The organism is Streptomyces sp. CLCI03 (assembly GCF_053615355.1).
Window position 1 is genome coordinate 8,289,361 of sequence record NZ_CM132132.1, and the last position, 19,895, is coordinate 8,309,255.

Annotated in this window: 15 protein-coding genes, 1 tRNA gene and 3 pseudogenes; 6 read left to right on the forward strand and 13 right to left on the reverse strand. The window is 72.4% G+C overall.

Annotated features, from left to right (window positions below):
* Positions 1 to 31: 31 nt before the first annotated feature.
* The gene (locus ACWG52_RS38315) at positions 32 to 2,026 is read right to left on the reverse strand and encodes a hypothetical protein (RefSeq protein WP_453127333.1); all 1,995 of its coding nucleotides are present in this window, start codon (positions 2,024 to 2,026) and stop codon (positions 32 to 34) included.
* A 137-nt stretch (positions 2,027 to 2,163) separates the two neighbouring features.
* Here ACWG52_RS38315 and ACWG52_RS38320 point away from each other — a divergent pair, with 137 nt between their 5' ends.
* Positions 2,164 to 3,369, forward strand: coding sequence for an SMI1/KNR4 family protein (locus ACWG52_RS38320; protein WP_389817416.1), 1,206 nt, complete (start codon positions 2,164 to 2,166; stop codon positions 3,367 to 3,369).
* A gap of 156 nt (positions 3,370 to 3,525) precedes the next feature.
* Here the strand turns inward: ACWG52_RS38320 and ACWG52_RS38325 are convergent, their stop codons facing one another.
* The 3 genes from ACWG52_RS38325 to ACWG52_RS38335 form a co-directional block, all read right to left on the reverse strand.
* Positions 3,526 to 4,437: an ADP-ribosylglycohydrolase family protein gene (locus ACWG52_RS38325; protein WP_453127335.1), complete on the reverse strand. Its 912-nt coding sequence runs from the start codon at positions 4,435 to 4,437 to the stop codon at positions 3,526 to 3,528.
* Between the two features lie 217 nt (positions 4,438 to 4,654).
* On the reverse strand, positions 4,655 to 5,230 hold the full coding sequence (locus ACWG52_RS38330; RefSeq protein ID WP_390168667.1) for a hypothetical protein: 576 nt from the start codon (positions 5,228 to 5,230) through the stop codon (positions 4,655 to 4,657).
* Between the two features lie 204 nt (positions 5,231 to 5,434).
* Positions 5,435 to 5,508, reverse strand: a tRNA-Ala gene (locus ACWG52_RS38335).
* A gap of 439 nt (positions 5,509 to 5,947) precedes the next feature.
* Between ACWG52_RS38335 and ACWG52_RS38340 the strand changes: the two genes are divergently transcribed.
* Positions 5,948 to 6,583 (forward strand): carbonic anhydrase, encoded by a 636-nt coding sequence (locus ACWG52_RS38340; RefSeq protein ID WP_453127337.1) that lies wholly within the window; start codon positions 5,948 to 5,950, stop codon positions 6,581 to 6,583.
* A 289-nt stretch (positions 6,584 to 6,872) separates the two neighbouring features.
* On the opposite strand, the gene ACWG52_RS38345 is transcribed toward ACWG52_RS38340, so the two are convergent.
* Positions 6,873 to 8,105: a GNAT family N-acetyltransferase gene (locus tag ACWG52_RS38345; protein WP_389817404.1), complete on the reverse strand. Its 1,233-nt coding sequence runs from the start codon at positions 8,103 to 8,105 to the stop codon at positions 6,873 to 6,875.
* A gap of 464 nt (positions 8,106 to 8,569) precedes the next feature.
* Here ACWG52_RS38345 and ACWG52_RS38350 point away from each other — a divergent pair, with 464 nt between their 5' ends.
* On the forward strand, positions 8,570 to 9,076 hold the full coding sequence (locus ACWG52_RS38350; protein ID WP_390168671.1) for a hypothetical protein: 507 nt from the start codon (positions 8,570 to 8,572) through the stop codon (positions 9,074 to 9,076).
* 78 nt (positions 9,077 to 9,154) lie between these two features.
* Here ACWG52_RS38350 and ACWG52_RS38355 read toward each other — a convergent pair whose 3' ends face one another.
* The 7 genes and pseudogenes from ACWG52_RS38355 to ACWG52_RS38385 all read right to left on the reverse strand — a co-directional run bounded on the left by ACWG52_RS38355 (position 9,155) and on the right by ACWG52_RS38385 (position 15,547).
* Complete coding sequence (locus ACWG52_RS38355) at positions 9,155 to 9,736, reverse strand: TMEM165/GDT1 family protein (RefSeq protein ID WP_389817399.1); 582 nt, start codon at positions 9,734 to 9,736, stop codon at positions 9,155 to 9,157.
* Positions 9,737 to 10,045: 309 nt separating this feature from the next.
* A pseudogene (locus ACWG52_RS38360) lies at positions 10,046 to 10,859 on the reverse strand (ECF transporter S component).
* The gene (locus ACWG52_RS38365; protein ID WP_453127340.1) at positions 10,859 to 12,502 is read right to left on the reverse strand and encodes an ABC transporter ATP-binding protein; all 1,644 of its coding nucleotides are present in this window, start codon (positions 12,500 to 12,502) and stop codon (positions 10,859 to 10,861) included. The pseudogene ACWG52_RS38360 and the gene ACWG52_RS38365 overlap by 1 nt, the downstream one beginning before the upstream one ends.
* Positions 12,499 to 13,686: pseudogene (locus tag ACWG52_RS38370) on the reverse strand (energy-coupling factor transporter transmembrane component T). Before ACWG52_RS38370 ends, ACWG52_RS38365 begins: the two are co-directional and overlap by 4 nt.
* 4 nt (positions 13,687 to 13,690) lie before the next feature.
* Positions 13,691 to 14,621: pseudogene (locus ACWG52_RS38375) on the reverse strand (hypothetical protein).
* Entirely contained in the window at positions 14,618 to 15,004 is a 387-nt protein-coding gene (locus tag ACWG52_RS38380; protein ID WP_389817393.1) for a hypothetical protein, read from the reverse strand. The pseudogene ACWG52_RS38375 and the gene ACWG52_RS38380 overlap by 4 nt, the downstream one beginning before the upstream one ends.
* A gap of 96 nt (positions 15,005 to 15,100) precedes the next feature.
* Positions 15,101 to 15,547 carry a hypothetical protein gene (locus ACWG52_RS38385; RefSeq protein ID WP_389817391.1) on the reverse strand — a complete coding sequence of 149 codons (447 nt, stop codon included), beginning with the start codon at positions 15,545 to 15,547 and terminating at the stop codon, positions 15,101 to 15,103.
* 531 nt (positions 15,548 to 16,078) lie between these two features.
* On the opposite strand from ACWG52_RS38385, the gene ACWG52_RS38390 reads away from it, so the two are divergent.
* From ACWG52_RS38390 to ACWG52_RS38400, 3 genes are read left to right on the forward strand one after another with little or no spacing between them, the layout of a single operon-like run.
* Positions 16,079 to 16,951 carry a CPBP family intramembrane glutamic endopeptidase gene (locus ACWG52_RS38390; protein ID WP_389817388.1) on the forward strand — a complete coding sequence of 291 codons (873 nt, stop codon included), beginning with the start codon at positions 16,079 to 16,081 and terminating at the stop codon, positions 16,949 to 16,951.
* Between the two features lie 22 nt (positions 16,952 to 16,973).
* Entirely contained in the window at positions 16,974 to 18,281 is a 1,308-nt protein-coding gene (locus tag ACWG52_RS38395; RefSeq protein WP_389817385.1) for a sensor histidine kinase, read from the forward strand.
* Positions 18,233 to 18,877 (forward strand): response regulator transcription factor, encoded by a 645-nt coding sequence (locus ACWG52_RS38400; protein WP_386022235.1) that lies wholly within the window; start codon positions 18,233 to 18,235, stop codon positions 18,875 to 18,877. The genes ACWG52_RS38395 and ACWG52_RS38400 overlap by 49 nt, the downstream gene beginning before the upstream one ends.
* A 118-nt stretch (positions 18,878 to 18,995) precedes the next feature.
* On the opposite strand, the gene ACWG52_RS38405 is transcribed toward ACWG52_RS38400, so the two are convergent.
* The gene (locus tag ACWG52_RS38405) at positions 18,996 to 19,646 is read right to left on the reverse strand and encodes a hypothetical protein (RefSeq protein WP_389817382.1); all 651 of its coding nucleotides are present in this window, start codon (positions 19,644 to 19,646) and stop codon (positions 18,996 to 18,998) included.
* Positions 19,647 to 19,895 lie beyond the last annotated feature (249 nt).

A 19,895-nucleotide genomic window follows, 5' to 3' on the forward strand; every position in this document is an offset into this window, starting at 1 on the left:
TCCGGACCGGCGGGCCCCGCACCTCCTGGGCTCAGTCGCGGCCGCCCGTCCCGCCGTCGAGGGCGGTGATCCGGGCTCCGCTCGCGAGCCGGGCCGTCAGGGACACGGGGGCGTCCGTCGCGCCGACGGGGGCCACGAGGCTGCGGCCGCCGGTCTCCGCACGGACGGTTCCGCTCGCGGTGATGGCGGTGACTTCCCGGCTGCCTGCCGCGAGCAGGTACCAGTGGCCCGCCGGGGAGCGCCAGCGGGTGCCCGCGAGCAGGTGCTGGCCGAAGCGGCCGCAGGCGGCGGTGGACCGGGCGCGGGCGACTTCCTGCGGTGGTCCGGAGGGCGGGCGCAGCTGGACGAGGACGTCGCCCGGGCCGGCCCAGCCGGAGGCGCGGGTGCAGCTCCAGACGGCCCGGCCCGCGCCGTCCGGGAGGTCGGAGTCGGCGAAGTCCCAGACGTTGACGGCCCGCACCCCGCCCCCGCTCAGGGTGCGCAGTCCGCACGCGCCGGCCGCCCAGGCGGTGCGGGCCGCGGCTCCGGTGGCCTCGCGGGGCTGCCGGGCGGGCACGGCGCCGGGGCCGTCGGGCAGCGGGGTGTAGGTGAGGTGGACGGGGGTGAGCGTGCCCAGGTCGGTCAGGACGAAGGAGTGCTTCTCCACGATGCGGGCGGAGGAGGTGAGTTCGACGACGGGCCAAGCGCCGCAGCCCCCGCTCCCACTCGGTACGGGGACCGGGGCGGTGACCCCGTCGGCGGCGATCGTGAGGGGCCGGGCGGTGTCGGCGGCGCGGAGCAGGTCGCGGGTGCCGGCGGAGGCGATCCAGGGCGCGAGCAGGTAGCGCGCGGCCGTGCCGTCGGGGGTTCGGGTGAGGGTGAGGGCGGCGGCGGTGGTGACGCCCGCCTCGTCGGTGCGGGCGACGTCGAGGGTGCGCGTTCCGCGCGGCCGCCCGGCCGATTCGGTGTAGCGCGCCACGCGGTCGCCCTCGGCGTCGAGCAGCAGCACCACGGCCGTCGCCCCCGGGTCGCCGGGCACGTTCCCCGCGTACAGCAGGTGGGGCGGGTGCGCCGGCGGTTCGGCCGGGGTGCCCGGCGCGGAGGTGGTGCGGACCCCGCCGGGCCGGGCCGCCCAGGCGCCCAAGGCGCGGGTGAGCAGTGCCCGGTCGGCGGTGCGGTCGCCCCGGGCGGGCCAGGCGGTGAAGTCCACCCGGGCGGTGTCCGCCCACGCCTCGGCCGGTACGCGGGCCAGTCGCGCGGGATCCAGCACCCCGGCGGCGACCGCTCCGGCGGCCGGGACCGCCTGGCCGCGCGGGGGCGAGCCGCCGGCGACGAGGACTCCGGCGGCCAGGACCGCCACCACGGCGGCGGCCCACGCGGCGCGCACCCGCCGGCGGCGCCGTAGCAGATCGGTGGGACGGGCGCTGACCACGCTGGCGTCGAACCCGGGGTTCAGCAGGGCGGCCGGCAGGGGCGCGCCAGGGGCCACCGCCCGCGCCGCGCGTACCGCCTCCTCGGGCCCCGCCGCGCCGGCCGCGCCGAGCAGCCGGGTCACGTCCTCCTCGGCCAGTCCGTCCAGCCGGTGCAGCACGAAAGCGGCCCGGACCGACCCCGGCGCCGCCCCCAGCAAATCCGCCGCCTCGTCGATCCCGCCCGCCGGGGGCCACAGTCGCAGCCCCCACACGAAGGGCGGTGCGGGGAGCCACCGGATCCGGGTCGGCAACCCCCTGGCCGCGCCCGCCGGAGCGAGGGCCGCGCGCAGGACCCGTACCCGCAGCTCCTCCAGGGTGCCGCCCGGTGCGTCCGGATCGCGGCCGCCGCCCGCGCGGGGCAGGGCCTGCTGGACGGCGCGGTGCGCGAGGAGCACGCGGGTGTGCCGGCCGAGGGAGGGCGGGAGGGTCAGGTAGGCGAGGCGCACCAGGCGCGGATACTGCTCGACCAGGACGGCCTCGGCCCGCTCGACCGCCCCGCGCGCGGAAGGTGTCGCGGACGCGGACGAGGGCGAGGCGCCGTCAGGCTGGGAACCGGATCGCGGTGTTGTGGCCACGGCCCGTCAAACGAGTGAATCTTGGGATGGTCACACGCCCTCGTCGGGGGCGCGTACCTGCCGCCGCCCGATTTCCGACTGGTTTGCGGAGACGGAAGAATGCGTCGATCACATGGCGCACGCTGGAAGGACGTCAATTGCCATCGGACATAAGCACGTTTGCCACCCCGTCATCCGAACGCCCGCCCTCCTCCGTACCCACCGACTGGGCGGCCGTCGAGCACTGGCTCGGGCTGCGGCTGCCGGCTGACTACAAGCGGCTCGCGGACCGGTACGGTCCGGTGGACTTCGGTGAGTACGTGTGGATCCACGTGCCCTGCGTCCAGCGGGACCGCTTCGACTACGGCGAGTGGCTGCGTACGACGCACCGGCAGGCGCGGATCGAGACACGGGGGCTTCCCGAAGCCGAGCGGCCGGTGTTCCACCCCGAGCCCGACGGCCTGTTGGCCTGGGGCTGCACCAGGGGCAGCGACGTGTTGTTCTGGGACACCTCGGCCTCCGCCGACCCCGACCGGTGGACCGTGGTCGTGCAGCACTCGGGGGCGGTGCCGGGCAGTGGCCTGCTCCGGTGGCACCGGTACGACCTGACGCTCACCGACTACCTGCGGCACACCGTCCGTGACACCTGGGAGCTCCCTTCTCCTCCCGGCCCGCTGATGGGCCCACTGCCGGGTAGCGTCGCGCGGACCGCCTTCCTCCCCGACGTCGAGGCGTGGATCCCGCCCGCGCCGGTCCCGCCTCGGCTCACCGAGGACGAGCGTCGCATCGCGCTGGAGACCGGCATCGGTTCGGACGGGCTACGGCTGCTGTCGCCGCCACCTGAGCGGCCGTACCTCGGCAACGGCTCCTGGGAGGGACTGTTCGCCGAGCTGGGTACGCGGCTGCCGGGGGAGTACGTGCGGCTGATGGACGGATACGGCGCGGGTATCTGGAGCGAGTGGCTGCGTTTCCACACCCCGCTCCGGGTCGGCGAGCGGCGCTTCCTCACGCACGTCGAGGACACCGCGGACGCCTACCGGGAACTCAAGGACGGCGACACCGACGCCACCTGGTACCCGCTGGCCGTCTGGCCCGAGCCCGGCGGCTTCCTCCCCTTCGCCAACTCCATCGACGGCGACTACCTCGGCTGGCTCACCGAGGGCGAGGATCCCGACACCTGGCCGCTGATCGTCTGGCCCCGCCACGCGCACCAGGGACCGCCACTCGACGGCGGCCTGATCGACACGCTCCTCGCCTGGCAGCGCGGCACGTTGGTCACGCCCGGGTTCGCCACCCTGGACGAGGACGACGACCCTGTCGAGTTCGCCGGCTTCCGGTCCTGGGACGACCGCGCCTACTGGTGAGGCCCCGGCCGGTGACCGCCCGTTGCCCGTTCGGCCGGTGCGCCGGGACCACAACCGCACGGCTGACGCCCTTCACGGGTATGCGTTCGCGGGTACGCGCCGTCCGCCGCGGTCGCAGCCGCACAGCGCGGTGGATCGCCCCGCGGATGCGGGTTCCTACGCAGACATGGCCGGGGGCAGCGGTTCTCGGGCCGCGTGCCAGGCACGCGGAAGGGCGGTCACGCCCGTGCGAGCGGCGATCACCCCGCCCACGATGGCGCACGTCGTGTCGATGTCGCCGCGCCCGGCGACGGTGAACCACAGGCCCTCGTGCAGGTCGTCGAGGTGCCCCGCCGCGCACCAGAGGGCGTAGGGAACGGTGTCGGGCCCGGACATCCGGTAGCCGGAGCCCAGGACCTCCGCGGCATGCCGGACCGAGGTGTGCTCCGGCATCCGGGCCGCGATCCGCACCCCGGACCGGACGTCGCCGACGGGCAGCCGTTCGGCGACGGCCCGGAGGAAGTCCGGCCGCGCCGGGGCGGCCCCGCCCCGGCTGCGCGTGGCCAGCGCCGCGGCCACGGCGACCGCCACCGCCCCCGAGACGGCCTCCGGGTGGTGGTGTGAGACCGCGCTCTGGCCGGCGGCCTGCTCGGCGACGGCGTCGAGATCGGCGGCGAGCCAGGCGCCGAGCGGGGCGACGCGCATGGCCGCACCGTTTCCCCAGGAGCCCTGGCCGTCGAACTGCACAGTGACCACGTCCCGCCAGGGCTCGCCCGCGCCGATCCGGCGGAGCACGTCGTGCATCGAAGCTCCGTAGCCTCGGTGCGTGTCGTCGGCGTAGGCCTCGGCGAGGCGCAGGGCGAGGCGGTCCTTGTCGACGGTGCCGCCGCCCTCGGCGAGCTCCCGGACGAGAACGAGCGCCTGTGCGGTGTCGTCACTCCACCGCCACAGCGGCTCCTGAGGCAGGAGCCGCGCCTCCAGGGCGGCCGGGCCTTCGCGGCGCAGGATGCCGAACCAGCGGTCGCCGAAGGCATCCCCGAAGGCGAGCCCGGACAACGAGTCCAGCGCAGCTGTGGGCAAGTCGATCATCGGAGCAGTATGGCAAGGAGAGCGTGCCCCTGACATTTCGATTTCGCCTCGCGATCCGCTGGTGGATCACCGTGAACCGGGCCGGGCTCGGCCGGGCCGGGAGCGCGGGGGACCGGCCCCGGTCAGGGGACGCGGTGCGGCCGGCTGCGTCGCGCGCAGCGGCCGCCGGGGGCCTCGGCCCGAGCATGGGCTGCGTACCGGCCAGGCACGGCGGGTGTCAGCCGATGTCGTCCGGGTCGTAGACGTCCTTGTCGGCCGGGACGTCCACCTGTACGGGCCGGTTGATGTGGGTGAAGGCGAGATCGATCGCGTCCGGGCCGCTGGTGGTCGCCTTGAGCAGGAACGGTTCGCCCTTGGTGGCCACGAGGAAGACCCCCTGCATCGTGTTGACCGTGACCGCTTCCCGTCCGTCGGTCTCGGTCAGCGCGCCCTTCTCCGCGTCCGGGACGCTGTACATGTCCCGGAGCAGGCCGTCCCGGTCGCACAGGTTGGTCAGTCCCTTCAAGGAGGGGTCCGAAGCCTCCATGCGCATCCAACGGCCCGACATCTCCTTGCGGGCCGGGCCCGCCTGTTCCTCGGGCATGCCCTGCGTCTGGGCGAGGACGAAGGCCTCGTCGCCGCGGAGGAACGCGTGATCCCGGGTGCGGACCACTTCGATGTTCCCGCCGCTCTGGGTCGAGAGGGTGCCCTTGCATTCGCCGGTTCCGCTGATCGACAGGTTCACCTGCGTGGATACGCCCTGGCTGGAAGTCGTGCCGCTGACGGTGAACGTGGACGCGCCGGCGGTGTGCACCGTGGCTCTCTCAGGTGGGGGCAGCGGGTCGGAAGGAGAGTACGGGCGTCCGCACAGCGGCCCCACAGCGGGTCGAACTGCCGATGAGCCCACACCGTCGCCGCACGAACCGTGCCGGGGCGGGAGCTGGGTCCGGCCTGCGGGTCACAACCTGCCACCGGGGCACGTCCCGCCGCCGGTCTTTTCGTGGGTACTGCACGGCGGGGGGACCGGCCGGATTCGAACCGGCGTCCTCCCCTCTTGCCAAGAGGGCGCGTCTACCTCTGCGCTACAGCCCCCCGCCGTGGTATGTGCACCTTATGCGCTCATGTCACAAGCCCCTAATGGGTTTTCGAGCGTGCCGTTCGTGGGCCGCCGTCCGGGGTTCGTAGCGTTCGGGCGGGTCCCGCCAAGGAGCCCTTCCGGAAAGCCCACAGGGCCCAGGGCCCCGTTGAAGACCCGCCGACCCGTCCCTCCGTCAGCTCATGAGGTCGCACCACGAACGGAGTAACGATGCCGGACGACGACGCAGCGCTGACCGACCTCGTCCGGGCGCAGCGCGACACCGCCGGCTGCGTCGGGCTTCACAGCTGGGCGGAAACCGCTGTCGAACCCCTCGGGTCGCGGGCCCGCTCGACGGGATCGGGCAGGCCGGTCTGCCGTTGTAACCGGGGGTTCTGGTGCTCCTGTGGTGAACCCCACGCTGTGGTGGGCCGGCCGGGGTCGTAGCCTGCGGCCATGAGTGATGACCTCTCCTTGACTCCGTCCGAGGCCTTCGAGCTGCTGTTGGCCGGCAACCAGCGGTTCACCGCAGGTACGCCCGAGCACCCGAACCAGGACGCGGCGCGGCGCACCGAGACCGCGCCCGCTCAGCGCCCGTTCGCCGTCCTGTTCGGCTGCTCCGACTCCCGGCTCGCCGCCGAGATCATCTTCGACCGTGGGCTGGGTGACCTCTTCGTGGTCCGCACCGCGGGCCATGTGGCGGGTGCGGAGGTGCTGGGCAGCATCGAGTACGCGGTCAGCGTGCTCGACTGTCCCCTGGTCGTGGTGCTGGGCCACGACACGTGCGGTGCGGTGGCGGCCACCCGTGCCGCCCTGGCCGACGGTGTCGTTGCCACCGGATACGTACGAGATGTCATCGAGCGTGTCACGCCCAGTGTCCTGGCGGCCCGTGCCGCCGGACTCACCGAGGACGACGACATCATCGCCGAGCACATACGCCACACCGTCGAGTTCCTCCTGGACCGCTCCCGCGTCCTCGCCGAGCAGGTCGCCGCCGGCCGGGTGGCCGTGGTCGGTCTGTCCTACCGGCTGGCCGACGGCAGCGCCCGGGTCGTCACCACCCGCGGCCTGCCGCAGGAAGCGGCCGCCTGAGCAGAGCTCGCCCAGGCCTCTGCCCGGGCCGGAGCCGTGATGCTCTGCGGGCCGCCGCCCGAGCGAAGCCTCTGCACAACCCCGGCGCGGGCCGCCGTGTGTCCGAGGCAGGTCCGTGTACCCCCGCAGAGGTGCGTCTTCCCTCGCGTAGCCGTACGTGGCGGCGACGAGCCCCCACATCCGCCACCGCATGACGGCCGCTCCGTCCGGGCGAGCCGTCATGCGGATCCCGGCCGTGCCGGGCCTTCGACGCCCGCGACAGACCCCCGTCCCGCGCAGGCCGAGCCGACTAGAAGGGGAGGTAGTAGCTGAGTACGTCCGCGGTCAGTGGAGGGAAGAGCACCTCGAACAGCTCCTCGTCGGCGGAGTAGACGTCGGGGCGGATCCGGGTCAGTCCTTCGATTCCGTGCGGGCCGAACAGCAGAGCGGCCAGGTGGTCGGGCGCCACCCCCGCGCCCTTGACCGCTCCGGGCGACTGGATCGGGCCGCCGGTGACGACCTCACCGAGTCCGTCGGCGAGAACGGGAATCCGGTGGTGGGCGCCGAAGGTGGAGAGGACGATGTCTCGGCCGGTGCGGTCGATCCCGGCCGCGGTGAGGCGCTGCCAGAACAGCGGACGCAGCCTGTCGAGCAGTGCCGCGGCATCCGGGATGCGGATGTAGTACTGCTCCGCGTTGCCTCGCGGCTCGTGGTCGAGGAACTCCTGCCACGCGTCGCCCGTCACGGTGCCTGCCCGATGGACGATCCGTAGCGGGTCGTCGCCGGATGCCAGAGCGGCGACGCCGCTCAGGAGGTTCCTTGCCGCCGCCTCGTCGCGGGCCGCCGCCTCGGCCAGGAGCATCTCCTCACCGGGAGGCGTGGTGCGCGCGGTGGCGATGATCGTGTCGGCATGCTCGAGAACCCAGAGGTTGCTCGACTCGTGGTCCAGGAGCCATCGCCAGCATGCCGCGGAGTGCGGCATGGTCACATCGAACCCGCTCTGGGCCGAGCCTTGCAGGGCAGCCATGGCGGGGATGTCCGAGGGCCGGGCGGCACGGAGCGTGCTGCTTCCTTCGGCAGGCGGCGCGGCCTTCACGTTCAGCACCTGCGGTATGTCGATGGCGTACTCGTAGCCGAACCGCCGGTAGAAGTAAGGGATTCCGATCATCGCCTGGACGACGTGGCCACGGGCAGCGGAACGCTCGTGAGCCCAGTGCATCAACGCCCGTACGAGCCCCCGCCCCTCGTACTCGCTGTCGGTGGCGACCAGTTCTACCTGGCCGGCGGGCAGCCGGACACCTCCGATGTGCACCTCCTCGTCGAGGAGCGTCGCGGTGGACACGATCCGGTCGCCGTCGACGACCACGGCACAGGCGGACCAGCCCGCGTCGGGGTCGGTGACGACCAGCCGGTGGTCGATGGCGTCGTCCGGCTCGCCCCGCTCGGACAGGAGCGCGCCGATCTGGTCAAGATCCGCGGGCCTCGCCTCTCGCAGGGTGAGGCCGTCGGCCAACGAAACAGGGACGGAAGAAGCGTCGGTCATGATCACAGCCAGACTGTGGCATCGCCCGGCCATGTCGGCCAACACGTTTTTCGCGGCTCGTCGTCAGCGCCGAGGGGGGCAACGGTCGAAGGTGTCCGGCAGGTAACCCGCCGGCCCAACCCCCGCCCGTTCTCTTCCTATGAGACTGCCCCTCAGGTTCCCCGCGTCGCCGGTACGATCCACGGATCCACCTCGGGCGGTGAGGGCCGACCGGGGTGCCCAGTGAGGGGAACCATCGTGAATCGCACCTCCGTCAGGGCTGCCCTTGCCGTGGCCTTGGTCCTGACCGCGGCAGCTTGTAACGGCGGCAACGACGACAAGCCCAAGACCACTACCACCGCCGCCGCCGACGGTACGGGGCCGTCCCCGTCCGCCTCGTACACGACCGACTCCTGGACGAGGGGCAGAAGCGGTTCCTGACCGTCGTATGGAAGTACACGCCCAAGCGGTCCGAGATCTCCGCGATGTCCGCGCAGGACCTGAAGGCCATGACGGAGACCTACGCGGCCGAGTGCTCGGGCCGTCGCAAGGACCGCGAGCAGTCGCTCAAGGGCTCCCCGACCGGGCAGAAGGTCACTCCGGAACAGTTCACCGAGGTCCTGAACGCCTGGGACGAACTGTGCGGCATCAAGCCGGGCGCCCGCGAGGAACTGCTGAAGCACGTCAAGATCTCGAACGGGCACGTCGACCCGGACTACGGGGGCGGCCCGGTGTATCTGTACGACCTCTCGATCACCAATCTGGGCAAGGACACGGCCGATTACCGCGTCACCATCGAGGCGTACGACAAGGACGGCGACTTCCTCGGCGAGCAATCCGGATTCGCCGAGCGCCTCGGCCCCGACAAGACCAACCGGCAGCCGGAACAGCTGATCGTCCCGAACGGGGTCTCCAACGGCACCATCGCGGACATCGCCGACCTCAAGGTCACCGATGTGGAACGCGTACCCGGCGGCACACTGCTGCAGTAGGCCGCGACCGACGTCCCCACTCCCGCTCCACCACCGATCGGCAAAGGCCCGCCTCCAGGCCGGAGGCGGGCCGTCAGGTCAGCCGGTGAAGGCCTCCACGAGGGTCCAGAGGGCGAGGCCCGCCATGCAGACGGCGCCGATGCGTTGGACGGTCTTCAACGGCACCTTCTTCGCGATGAACTGTCCGGCCACGAGGGCGAGTGCGGAGACGGACATCAGGGCGGCGGCCGAGCCGATGGCGGTCGGAAGCCAGCCGTTGGAGGCGGCGAGGTTGGCGGTGGTGATCTGGGTCAGGTCACCCCACTCGCTGATGAAGACGGCCATGAAGGCGGTGGTGTAGACGGGCCAGAAACCCGTCACGATCTTGCCCCCGCCCTCTTCCTCGTCGTCGTCCCCGCCCCGGAGCAGTACGAACGCACCGAAGGCGAACAGCGCGGCGGAGACCAGTTTGACGGCCATGGTGGGCAGCAGACTGAGCAGGCTTCCGGCGCTCACCGCGATGGCGACGTGCACGATGAAAGCGGTCGAGGTGCCGAACCATACGTACAGCGGGCGCATGCGGGTGCCCATGGCCAGCGACGCGAACATGGTCTTGTCGGGGAGCTCGGCGAGGAAGATCAGCCCGAAGGCGGTGAGGATCGCCACAGGGTCGAAGGACATTCCGGGGTCTTTCTGCAGGGGCCGGGCCGCCTGCTCCTTCGACGCCCGACCTGGGCGATGGGAAGAACCATTCGGCCCGGCACGACGAAGCGGCCCGCACGGTGATGCGGGCCTGGTCATGCCGTAGCCGAAGGTCTCGTCCACCCCGTATGCGGGGCCCGATGGCCGGGAAGCCCGAGGGCTTCCAGTGTGTCGACCAGCGGTATCGCAGGACTACTCCCCTTCGCTCCTCCTATCGTAGCGCCTGCCGGCCTCCTCGGATCCGGCGGGCACGCGGTCGCCCTCTCCCTGATCCGTGCCGAGCGCGGCTCACCGCTCGGCCGGGACCGTACGGGGCCTGAAACGGATCGGGGCCTGGAAGCGGGCCTTGCGGGCGGCACGGCGGAAGACCGTGAGGACGGCGGGGCCGGCCAGGCAGATGCAGACGAAGTTGGTGACCGCCCGGCCGGTGTCCCAGCCCAGCGAGGTGGCCAGGTCGAAGGCGAGGTAGCGCTGGAACTGCTCGGTGAAGGGCAGGCCGGGCAGGTAGGCGATCGAGCTGTTCGGGTCGAGGGAGAACGGCCAGAAGGAGAGGTTCAGCAAGAACCCGAAGAGGTAGCCGGAGACCGAGCCGTAGACGGCGAGCATGCCCACCTCCTTGCGACCGGAGGCCTTCGGGAGGAAGCCGGCGAGCATGCCGACGAAGGCGCAACCGAACATCTGGTAGGGCATCCAAGGGCCCACCCCTCCGGTGATGAGGGCCGAGGCGAAGAGTGAGGTGCAGCCCAGGGTGAAGCCGAAGCCCGGTCCGTACACCCGGCCGGCCGGCACGAGGATGAAGAAGACGGTCTCGATGCCGGCCGTGCCCGCTCCGAGCGGCCGGATGGCGGCGTTGACGGCCGACAGGACGCCCAGCATGGCCAGCGCCTTGGAGTTGATGCCGCCCTCGGCGATCTCCGAGATGACGACACAGAGCACGATGACGAGCAGGACACCGAAGATCAGCGGCGAGGTAGTTCGAGCCGAACTTCCCCGGCGCGACGAGGAACGGCCAGAAGAACGCGACGATGCCGAGGAAGGCCGCCATGGCGATGACGATTCCGGCCCGCGCGTTGATCCGGATGGCTGCGGCTCGTGCGGTCATCAGGCCGGGTCCGTCCCGTGGTCGGTGAGGGTGGCGGCCACCTGGGCGACCGTGAGGTAGGGGAGCGGGGCGAGGATCTTCGCGGTCTGCGGGGCGAAGGCGGGAGAGGCGACGATCACCTCGCCGGTGGGGCCGTCGGCGACGACGTCGCCCTCGGCCATGACCACGACGCGGTCGGCGGCGCGCGCGACGAACTCGACGTCGTGGGTGGAGATCACGACGGCCCGGCCTTCGGCGGCGAGGCCGTCGACGATGCGGATCAGCTCGTTCTTGGCCCGGTAGTCGAGGCCGCGGGTGGGCTCGTCCAGGAGCAGCACCCGGAGTGCGGCGGTCAGCTGGATGGCGAGGACCAGAGCCAGCTTCTGGCCCTCGGACAGGTCGCGGGGGTGGGTGGAGTCGGGGATGCCGGGTGCGAGCCGGTCCAGGACGGTACGGGCCCGGATCCCGTCGGCGGCCACCCCGGACTCGGCGTCGGCCTGATCCAGCTCCTGCTTCACGTTCTCCAGGTAGAGCAGGTCGGTGGGGGTCTGGGGAACGAGGCCGACGAGCTGCCGGGCCTGCGCGGCGGACACCTTCCGCGGGTCCACCGGCTTCGGTCCCCCTGGACCACCGACGGCCACCGAGCCCGCCCTACGCGGTCCGGACCCCTGGAGCGACCACAGCAGGGACGACTTGCCCGAGCCGTTGCGGCCCATCAGCGCGGTGATCTCGCCGCCGTGCAGGGTCAGGTCGACCTCGCGGACCGCCGGCACGCCGTGATACGTCACGATGATGCCGCGCGCTGCCAGGAGTTCCGGGCGATCCGGGGCCGGGGCGGGCCGGACCGGCGGGGGAACGGTGCCGACCAGCCGGGTGCGCAGGGGGGCCGCCGCCCGGCGGGCGTCACGGATCGAGAGCGGCAGCGGGTTCCAGCCCGCCACACGGCCCAGTTCGACGACGGGCGGTGCGATGGACGACGTCCGGAACACATCGGCGGGCGCACCGGAGACGACGCGGCCGTCACCGGGGAGGTGGATGACGCGATCGGCGTACTGGACGACGCGCTCCAGACGGTGTTCGGCGAGCAGGACCGTGACACCGAGGTCGTGGACCAGGCGGGTGACGCCGGCCAGGACCTCTTCGGCGGCCGTCGGGTCCAGCGCGGAGGTCGGCTCGTCCAGCACGAGCACCCGCGGGTGGGCGGTGAGGACGGAGCCGATGGCGACCCGCTGCTGCTGGCCGCCCGACAGCTCGTGCAGGGCGCGGTGACGCAGGTCGGCGAGGCCGAGCAGATCGAGGGTCTCCTCGACGCGCTTGCGCATCGTGGCCGGCGGGACGGCCAACTGCTCCATGGCGTAGGCGAGTTCCTCCTCGACGGTATCGGTGACGAAACCGTCGAGCGGGTCCTGGCCCACCACGTCGGCGAGTTCACGGGGCGGGTGGGCGGCGGTGTCGCGGCCGTCGACGAGGACACGACCGAGGAGGGTGCCGCCGCTGAAGTGCGGGACGAGCCCGTTCACCGCACCGAGGAGGGTGGACTTGCCGACGCCGGTGTGGCCGACGACCAGACAGAGTTCGCCCTCCTCCACGGTGAGGTCCACATCGCGCAGGACCGGCTCGGTCGTGTCCTCGTACTGGACGGTGACCCGGTCGAAGGTGATCACTTGGGTTCCTCGGTGCGCTGCGCAGGGACGATCGGGCGGGCCGGCGCGGTCGGGGGCGGTGCCAGGAAGCCCGCGGTGCCCGCGAGGAGGATCGCGGCGGCGGGTACGAGTGGCAGGGTGGGCCAGCTGAGCGGGTAGATCGACGGGTTGAGCTCGGCCGCGTCGAAACCGACATGGGTGAAGAGCAGGACGGCGGAGAGGACGCCGCAGCCGGCTCGGCCCATTCGGCGAAGTGCCACGGATCGGGCCGGTACGAGGTCCGGGTGATCCGGCGGCCCCCCAGACGCAGCCCGGCGAAGCACAGCACGGCTCCGGCGCCCATGGCAGGCAGCCCGAGCAGCTTCGGCGCGGTCGCGTCGAGCAGTTCGTAGGCCCCGGCGCACAGGCCGCACATGCCGAGCAGCATGAGGGCGCCGGTCAGGCGACGGGACCGCCGGGTGGCCGTGCCCGCGCGACCGTAGCCGCGGGAGTCCATGGCGGCGGCCAGGCGCAGGGACCGTTCGAGCGCATCCTCCAGGACGGGGACGATGATGCCGCGCAAGGCCCGGAGCCCCTTCGAGCGGCCTACCCGCAGGCGCTTGGCGCGGTGGACGCGCTGCACGCTCTGGACGAGCTGCGGGGCGACGGCGAGGGAGACGGTGACGGCGACCCCCAGCTCGTAGAGGGCACCCGGGAGGACGCGCAGCGCCCGTTTCGGATTGGCGAGGGTGTTGGCTGCGCCGATGCAGCAGAGCATGCAGGCGAGCCGTAGTCCGTCCGTCGCGGCGGAGAGCAGGGCTTCCAGGGAGACGGGCCCTCCGAGTTGGATGCCCGCGTACCAGTCGGGCGTGGGGATGTGCGGCAGGGAGAAGAGGAAGTGGTCGCGCGGGGTGATGCCGGTGGCGAAGACGGCGCGGAACAGCACGCGGATCGCGACGACCGTGAGCGCCAGGTACAGGTAGTACTTGAAACCGCGGGCCCAGGGCGCCTCGGTACGGCGCATGGTGGACGTACCCGAGCACCGCGAGGACGAGGAACAGCAGCAGCGGATTGTTGGTGCGGCTCACCGCCGTGGCCAGGGCCAGTGCCCAGATCCACCAGGCGACCGGGTGCAGGGTACGGGGAAGCCGGCGGCCGCCCACCTCCGGCGCGGGGCCGGAAGCGGGCGGGTCCGCCGTCTTCGCCGACGCGGTGGTACGTGACACCCGGCTACTCCGCACGACGGCGGCGCCTGGCCGCGAACACGGCGGCGGCGCCGATCAGCAGGACCAGCGCTCCGGTGGCGACGGCGGGCAGGTACGACCCGACGTCGTGCTGCGCGTCGGCGGCAGGCGCCGCTTCGACCACCTGGGGGCCGGGAACGGCCACGGCCGGAGCACCGGACGAAGGCGGCGCGGAGGGCGTGGGTACGACGCCCTCCGAAGGGCTCGCCGAGGCCGAGGGGCTTTGCGGAGCCGTGGGGCCGGGCGGCGGTGTCGTGGCCCGCGGGGCGGGCGGGGGCGGATTCTCCGGCCTGGGACCGGTGTTGACGTTCGGCGGCAGCGGCGCCGCCGTACGGGTGTCCTGGGGCGCGGGGCCCCCGGTCGGCTTGGTGTTCTTGGCGCGGAGCTGGTCGGGGGTGACCGTGGGTTTGCCCTCGGTCACCCCCGACGTTCGTCCCGCCGAAGATCCACAGGTCGACGCTGCCGGGCTTCGGCTTGTAGAGCATGGCGCCCAACTGGCTGTACTGCCAGGTGTTCTGCCCGGGATCGGCGTGCCAGTACGACCAGTACGCGGAGGCGGGCGGGGTCAGTACGCAGTCGTCCTGCTGCGGGGTCGGGTACTGCTTGCCCCCCTGGTGTCCGCTGTAGCCGATGCGGCAGATGAAGGCGGGACCGTCGTGGCCGGTGCCGGTGGTGGCCCAGCCGCCCTGGTTGAGGAGTTCGTAGCCGGTGGTGGGGGTGGTGCCGCAGGAGCGGTGGACGGGGCCGCCCCAGTGGCTGAAGTCCACGGCGAGTACGACCCCCGAGGCGGTGGTGCACTGCCCCATCGGCTGCGGCGCGGCGCCCGCCTGGGCCGCGGTCGCGGCGAAGGCCGCCACCGTCAGACCCGACGCGGCGGTGGTCCTGGCGAGGGCGCGCACGACGCGGTCACGGCTCATGCTCCCGCTCCCGTCCGGCGGCGGCGCTTCGCGGCGCGGGTGAGGCCCCAGCCGCCGAGGGTCAGTGCCAGCGCCGCGGCGGCGAGCGTGCCGACCTGGGCTCCGGTGGAGGCGAGAGGACCGCCACCGCCCCCGGAGCCACCCGTGGAGCCCGAGCCGCCGCCGTTCTCGCCCGGCGTCACGATGACGGGCGAGCCGTTGCCGCCGGAGGTGCCGCCGGAGGTGCCTCCGGACGTGCTGGGGATGGGCTCCGGGGTGGTGCCGCTCAGGTCGCGGGTCAGTGGTCCGAAGGAGATGCCGGTGGCGCCGCCGACGGCCTGGGTGGAGGCGCGGAGGTCGGAGCCGGTCTGGCCGCCAATCGCGACATGACCGCGTGCACGCACCGCTCCCGCACCGGAGAAGGCTGTGTCCGGTGCGTGGCGGATGCGCGGTCATGCGGGAAGTCGGACGGGAGGCTCCAGAGCACGAAGAGTTCTCTGTTACGGCAGCTTCAACCAGGGGCTCCTGTTGGCCAGGGTGGCGGTGTGGCTGCTGGTCCAGAAGATGGTCGTGTAGTTCCCGTAGGCCTTGCCGGCCTTGCCCTTGAAGTCCGGTGAGGTGAAGTGCTTGTTCGTCACGGCTCCCGCAGGACAGTCGTAGATCTTCTGCGACACGATTCTTGAGCCGCCGGTCTCCAACGTCTGGAGCATGATCTTGCAGGCGGGGTGCCCCGCGCGCAGGGTGACGTACGCGTCGGGTCGGCCGACGCCCGCCCTCGGGGCGCTGATGCAGGACTTCCAGTCGACGTAGCTGGAGCCGAAGCCCTCCGAGTACTGCCAGCAGCCGCCGCCGCTCGCCGCGTTCGCGGTGGGAGCGAATACCAGTGACGAAGCGAGGATCCCGGCCGCGCCGAGGAGGCCTGCGGTGGCCCGAGTGATCTTTGACATGCCCATTCCCCCATGGTGTATCTGTCGGGTGACGGATGGTCAGGATCGAAATTATGGGCCACCCGGCAAGCCGCCCACCGGAAGGGCCACGCTGTTCAGAGGTTGATTTGAGGAAGTTCGAGGAGGCGCGACCACGACCGCCTTGCCCCGCGACCGTGACGAGCGACGGAGTTCGGGACAACCGCGACGATTGCGGCCGCGCGATCGACACCGAGTCCTACGGCCCCGCCCGTGGCGGGGACGGCACGAGGTCCGCGGCGCAGCAGGAGACGAACCGGCGAGGATCGCTACCCCGAGCCGCCGCGTGGCCGGCCCAGCCGTGTCGAGCCACAGCTGGAGCCCCCCCGAACCCGCCGGAACACTCCACCGCCACAACCTGACCCGCCCCGGGGAAGGGGTGTACCTGGAGGTGTACCTGGATACACCCCTTCCTGCACCCACGTGCAAGGACGGCCCCCGACCCCGACCGGCAGAGTCGAACGCGGGGCGTGACCGCCGCGCCCCCAGCGACCCACGGGGAGGCCGGGCACCATGCCGGACCACAAGCAGCACCAGGACCGAACGCAGGCACAGCGGCCCGCACCGCGCAGTGGATGGGCGGCGCAGGCAGGGGTGTTCCTCGGCGTCGCCTTCCTGGCGGCGGGGCTGTGCGGGGCGCTCCAGCCCTCGACCGGCATACCACCCGAGGTGCTGCAACTGACCCAGTTCGGCCCCGCCCTCGCCGTGGCGGCCGTGGCACTGCTGTGGCCCGGCCGGATCAGGGACCGGCTCAGGGGAACGCTGCCCGCCCGCAGCAAGGGACCGGCATTCCACGCGACCCGGCGGCCGTCGTCCGCCAACCGGGCCGCCCTCCTCCTCACCCCCGCCCTGATCACCGCACTGTCCACCGGCGGCGCCGTGCTCACCTCCGGCTCCCTCCCCGTCACGAGCCCCCAAGCCCTCGCACACCCCCTCACCCTGCTCGTGACCGCCCAACTCATCGGTGCCTGTGCCGAGGAGATCGGATGGCGCTGCTACCTCCAGCCCCTGCTGCGCACCCGCTTCGGCCCGGTCACCGCCTCCGTCCTGGTCGGGACGGCCTGGGGCCTGTGGCACGTACCGGCCCTCACCCAGGGGCCGGTCCGCGCGGCCGGATTCCTGACAGCCACCATCGCGATGTCCGTGATCCTCGGCCTGGCCCTGGAACGCGTACGGAGCAACCGGCTGCTGCTCGCGGGCGGCTTCCACACCCTGGTCAACCTCGGGATGCTGTTCGTGACGGACGAGACGTCCCCGGCAACCACGCCGATGGTGGTCTTCGGCGCCGCCTGCCTTGCCGCAGCGCTCCCGTGGGTCGCCTCAGCCCGCCGGGCGGCGACCACGCCGGATAGGATCACCGCCGCAACAGCGGACGGACCGCGCTGATATGACGGAACCACGGGTGGGCATGGCACAGGGAGACGGAAGCCCCGGCATGGGCCTCAGGGCCGCCCTCGTCGACATCGGCCGCTGCCAGCTGCTCTCCCTCGCCGCGTTCGTCGTCGCAGGGGCCGGGGCTCTCGTGGTCGGGGCGCTGCTCCTCCTGCCCATCGGCATCGGCTTCCTCCTGCTCCCGCCCGCAGCGGTGGCCCTGCGCCGCATTTCCGACCGCTACCGCGACCGGGCCGCCCGTTGGACGGGAACCGTGATCAGCCCACCACGACCGCTCCCGTCCCGCTCGACCCCACCCGAGAACCCCACCGGCCGCCACCGGCAGGCCCGCGCCCTCCTCGGCGACGACGGGTTCTGGCACGACCTGCGCTGGGCCTGGGCGGAGCCGGCGACCGGCGCACTGCTCGCCGTCGTGCCCCTGGCCCTCGTCGAGTACGGCCTCTTCGGCGCGGCCGTACAGCCCTTCGTCTGGCGGCTGCTGGGCGACGGCAACTGGTACGCCTTCATCCCCGTCGACTCCACCCCGGCGATGCTCGCCGCGCTCCTGCTCGGCCTCGGATTCGTCGCCGCGGGACTGAAACTGGCCCCCGCCACCCTGCGCGTACACGCACGCTGGAGCCGACGCCTGCTCGCCGCCCCGCACACCACCGAACTCGTCCGCCGCATCGAACACCTCGCAGGATCCCGCGCCGACATCCTCGACGTCCAGGCCGCCGAACTGCGCCGCATCGAGCGGGACCTGCACGACGGGGCACAGGCCCGTCTCGTCGCTCTGGGCATGACCCTCGACGAAGCCACCCGACTTCTCGACCACGACCTCGCAGCCGCCCGTGTACTGCTGCACGAGGTTCGCGCCACCTCCCAGAGGGCTCTCCAGGACCTCCGCGAACTCGTCCACGGCGTCCTGCCCCCGATACTCGCCGACCGCGGGCTCGGCGACGCGGTCCGCTCGCTGGCCCTCGACAGCCACCTCGACGTGCGCGTCGAGACGGCCCTGCCCGGCCGGCTCCCGGCCCCCGTGGAATCCGCCGGCTATTTCGCCGTGGCGGAACTCCTCGCCAACGCCGCCAAACACTCCGGCGCCCCCGAGGTCCACATCCGCCTCAGCCACACCGACGGCGCCCTGCGCGCCACGGTCACCGACGAAGGCCGCGGCGGCGCCGACCCCGACGGAAGCGGGCTGCGAGGCGTACGCCGCCGCCTGGACCCCTTCGACGGAACCCTCGTCCTGCACAGCCCGCCGGGCGGCCCTACCACCGCGACCTTGGAGATACCGTGCGCGTCGTCCTCGCCGAAGACCTCTTCCTCCTCCGGGACGGGCTGACGCGCACCCTCCAGGAGCACGGATTCGAGGTGATCGCCGCGGTCGACAACGGCCCCGCCCTGCTCAGGACACTCCTCGAAGAACAACCGGACGTCGCCGTCGTCGACATCCGCCTGCCACCCACCTTCACCGACGAGGGCCTCCAAGCAGCCCTGGCAGCACGCCGATCAAGGCCGGCGCTCCCGGTCCTCGTGCTCTCGCAGTACGTCGACCAGCTCTACGCCCACGAACTCCTCGCCGGGGGCCACGGCGCGATCGGCTACCTCCTCAAGGACCGGATCACGCACACCACCCAGTTCATCGACGCGGTACGCACGGTCGCCACGGGCGGTACGGTCATGGACCCGCAGGTCATCGCACGACTACTGGCCCGCAGCGACGCCCGGGGCACCACCGCCCAGCTGACACCGCGCGAACTGGACGTACTGGCCCTGATGGCCGAGGGCCGCTCCAACGCGGCCGTGGCGCAGACCCTGTTCATCAGCGAGAGCGCCGTCGCCAAACACACCGCCGCCATCTTCACCAAACTCCGCATCGAACCGTCCGCGGACGACAACCGCCGGGTGCTGGCCGTTCTGGCCTACCTCAAACGCTAGGGCCTGTCTTTCAGATCATGCCGGGCCACCGGCATGCCGGAGGCGCCTCGCACCGTGGTGACGCCGGAGCGCCGTACCGTGCGCGGGGATGGGCCTGGCCGCGTCCCGGGCCAGGGCCTCAGGCGGCGAACGGGTCGGCGTGGCCGGGCAACTGCTGCCCAGGGCGCAGGAACCGTTGGTTGCCCTGTTCGTCGCGCACCGCGAGGAACCCGACGGCCGTCAGCCGCTGGGCGATCTTCGCGCGGCGGATCGTGCCCACTTGGAACGCCACGGTCATGAGCAGCGCGACCGCCCCGCCGGAGACGAGCGCTTCGACCGGCGATTTGTCGATGAGCAGGATGACGGTGAGGACCGCGCACGCGAGGTAGCACATCACCTTCTGGCGCCGGTCGGCGATGTACAGGGCCATGACGTCGAAGGTGATGAGGTCCTGCAGCACGGCCGCGGCACCGACCGCTTCGGGGAGGGGCATCAGCGAGCCCGGCGCCAGCCCGGGTACCGTCCCGCCGTTGCCCGCCTGCGGATGGGCGGTGAGGGTGGCGGCCTCGCGGACGCGCGCGTCGGGCCGCGGGTCCCGGTACATCCGGACCTGGACGAGTGAGTTCCTGAACCCGGTCCTGTACGCGATGCCGTACGTGTACCCGTACTGCTCCGCCACGTGGGCCAGGGCGGCAGCCTTTCGCGCGGAGCCCTGGGGGGCGATCTCGACGACGTCCTGCTGACGGGCGATCTGCTGGAGCATCCCCGCTATGTGACGTTCTATGGACATCCTGTTCCCCGCCCCCTGGAACCCCGTGCCTGGGGCCGACCGCCGCTCAGCCTAGGGGTATCAGGGGCCGCACCGCGAAGGAGGTGTTCGGGGTGCCCCCGGTGACGGGGCCAAGGGTCGGGCAGCCCTGCGTCGGAAGGCCTTGGTTCCTGCGCGGCCCGGTCAGTCGGTGGCATCCGAGCAGCGGGATCGCGTTCCCCGGTGGCATGACCCGGCGCGTCCGTGGCGGGTACGAGGGTGAGCGTTCGG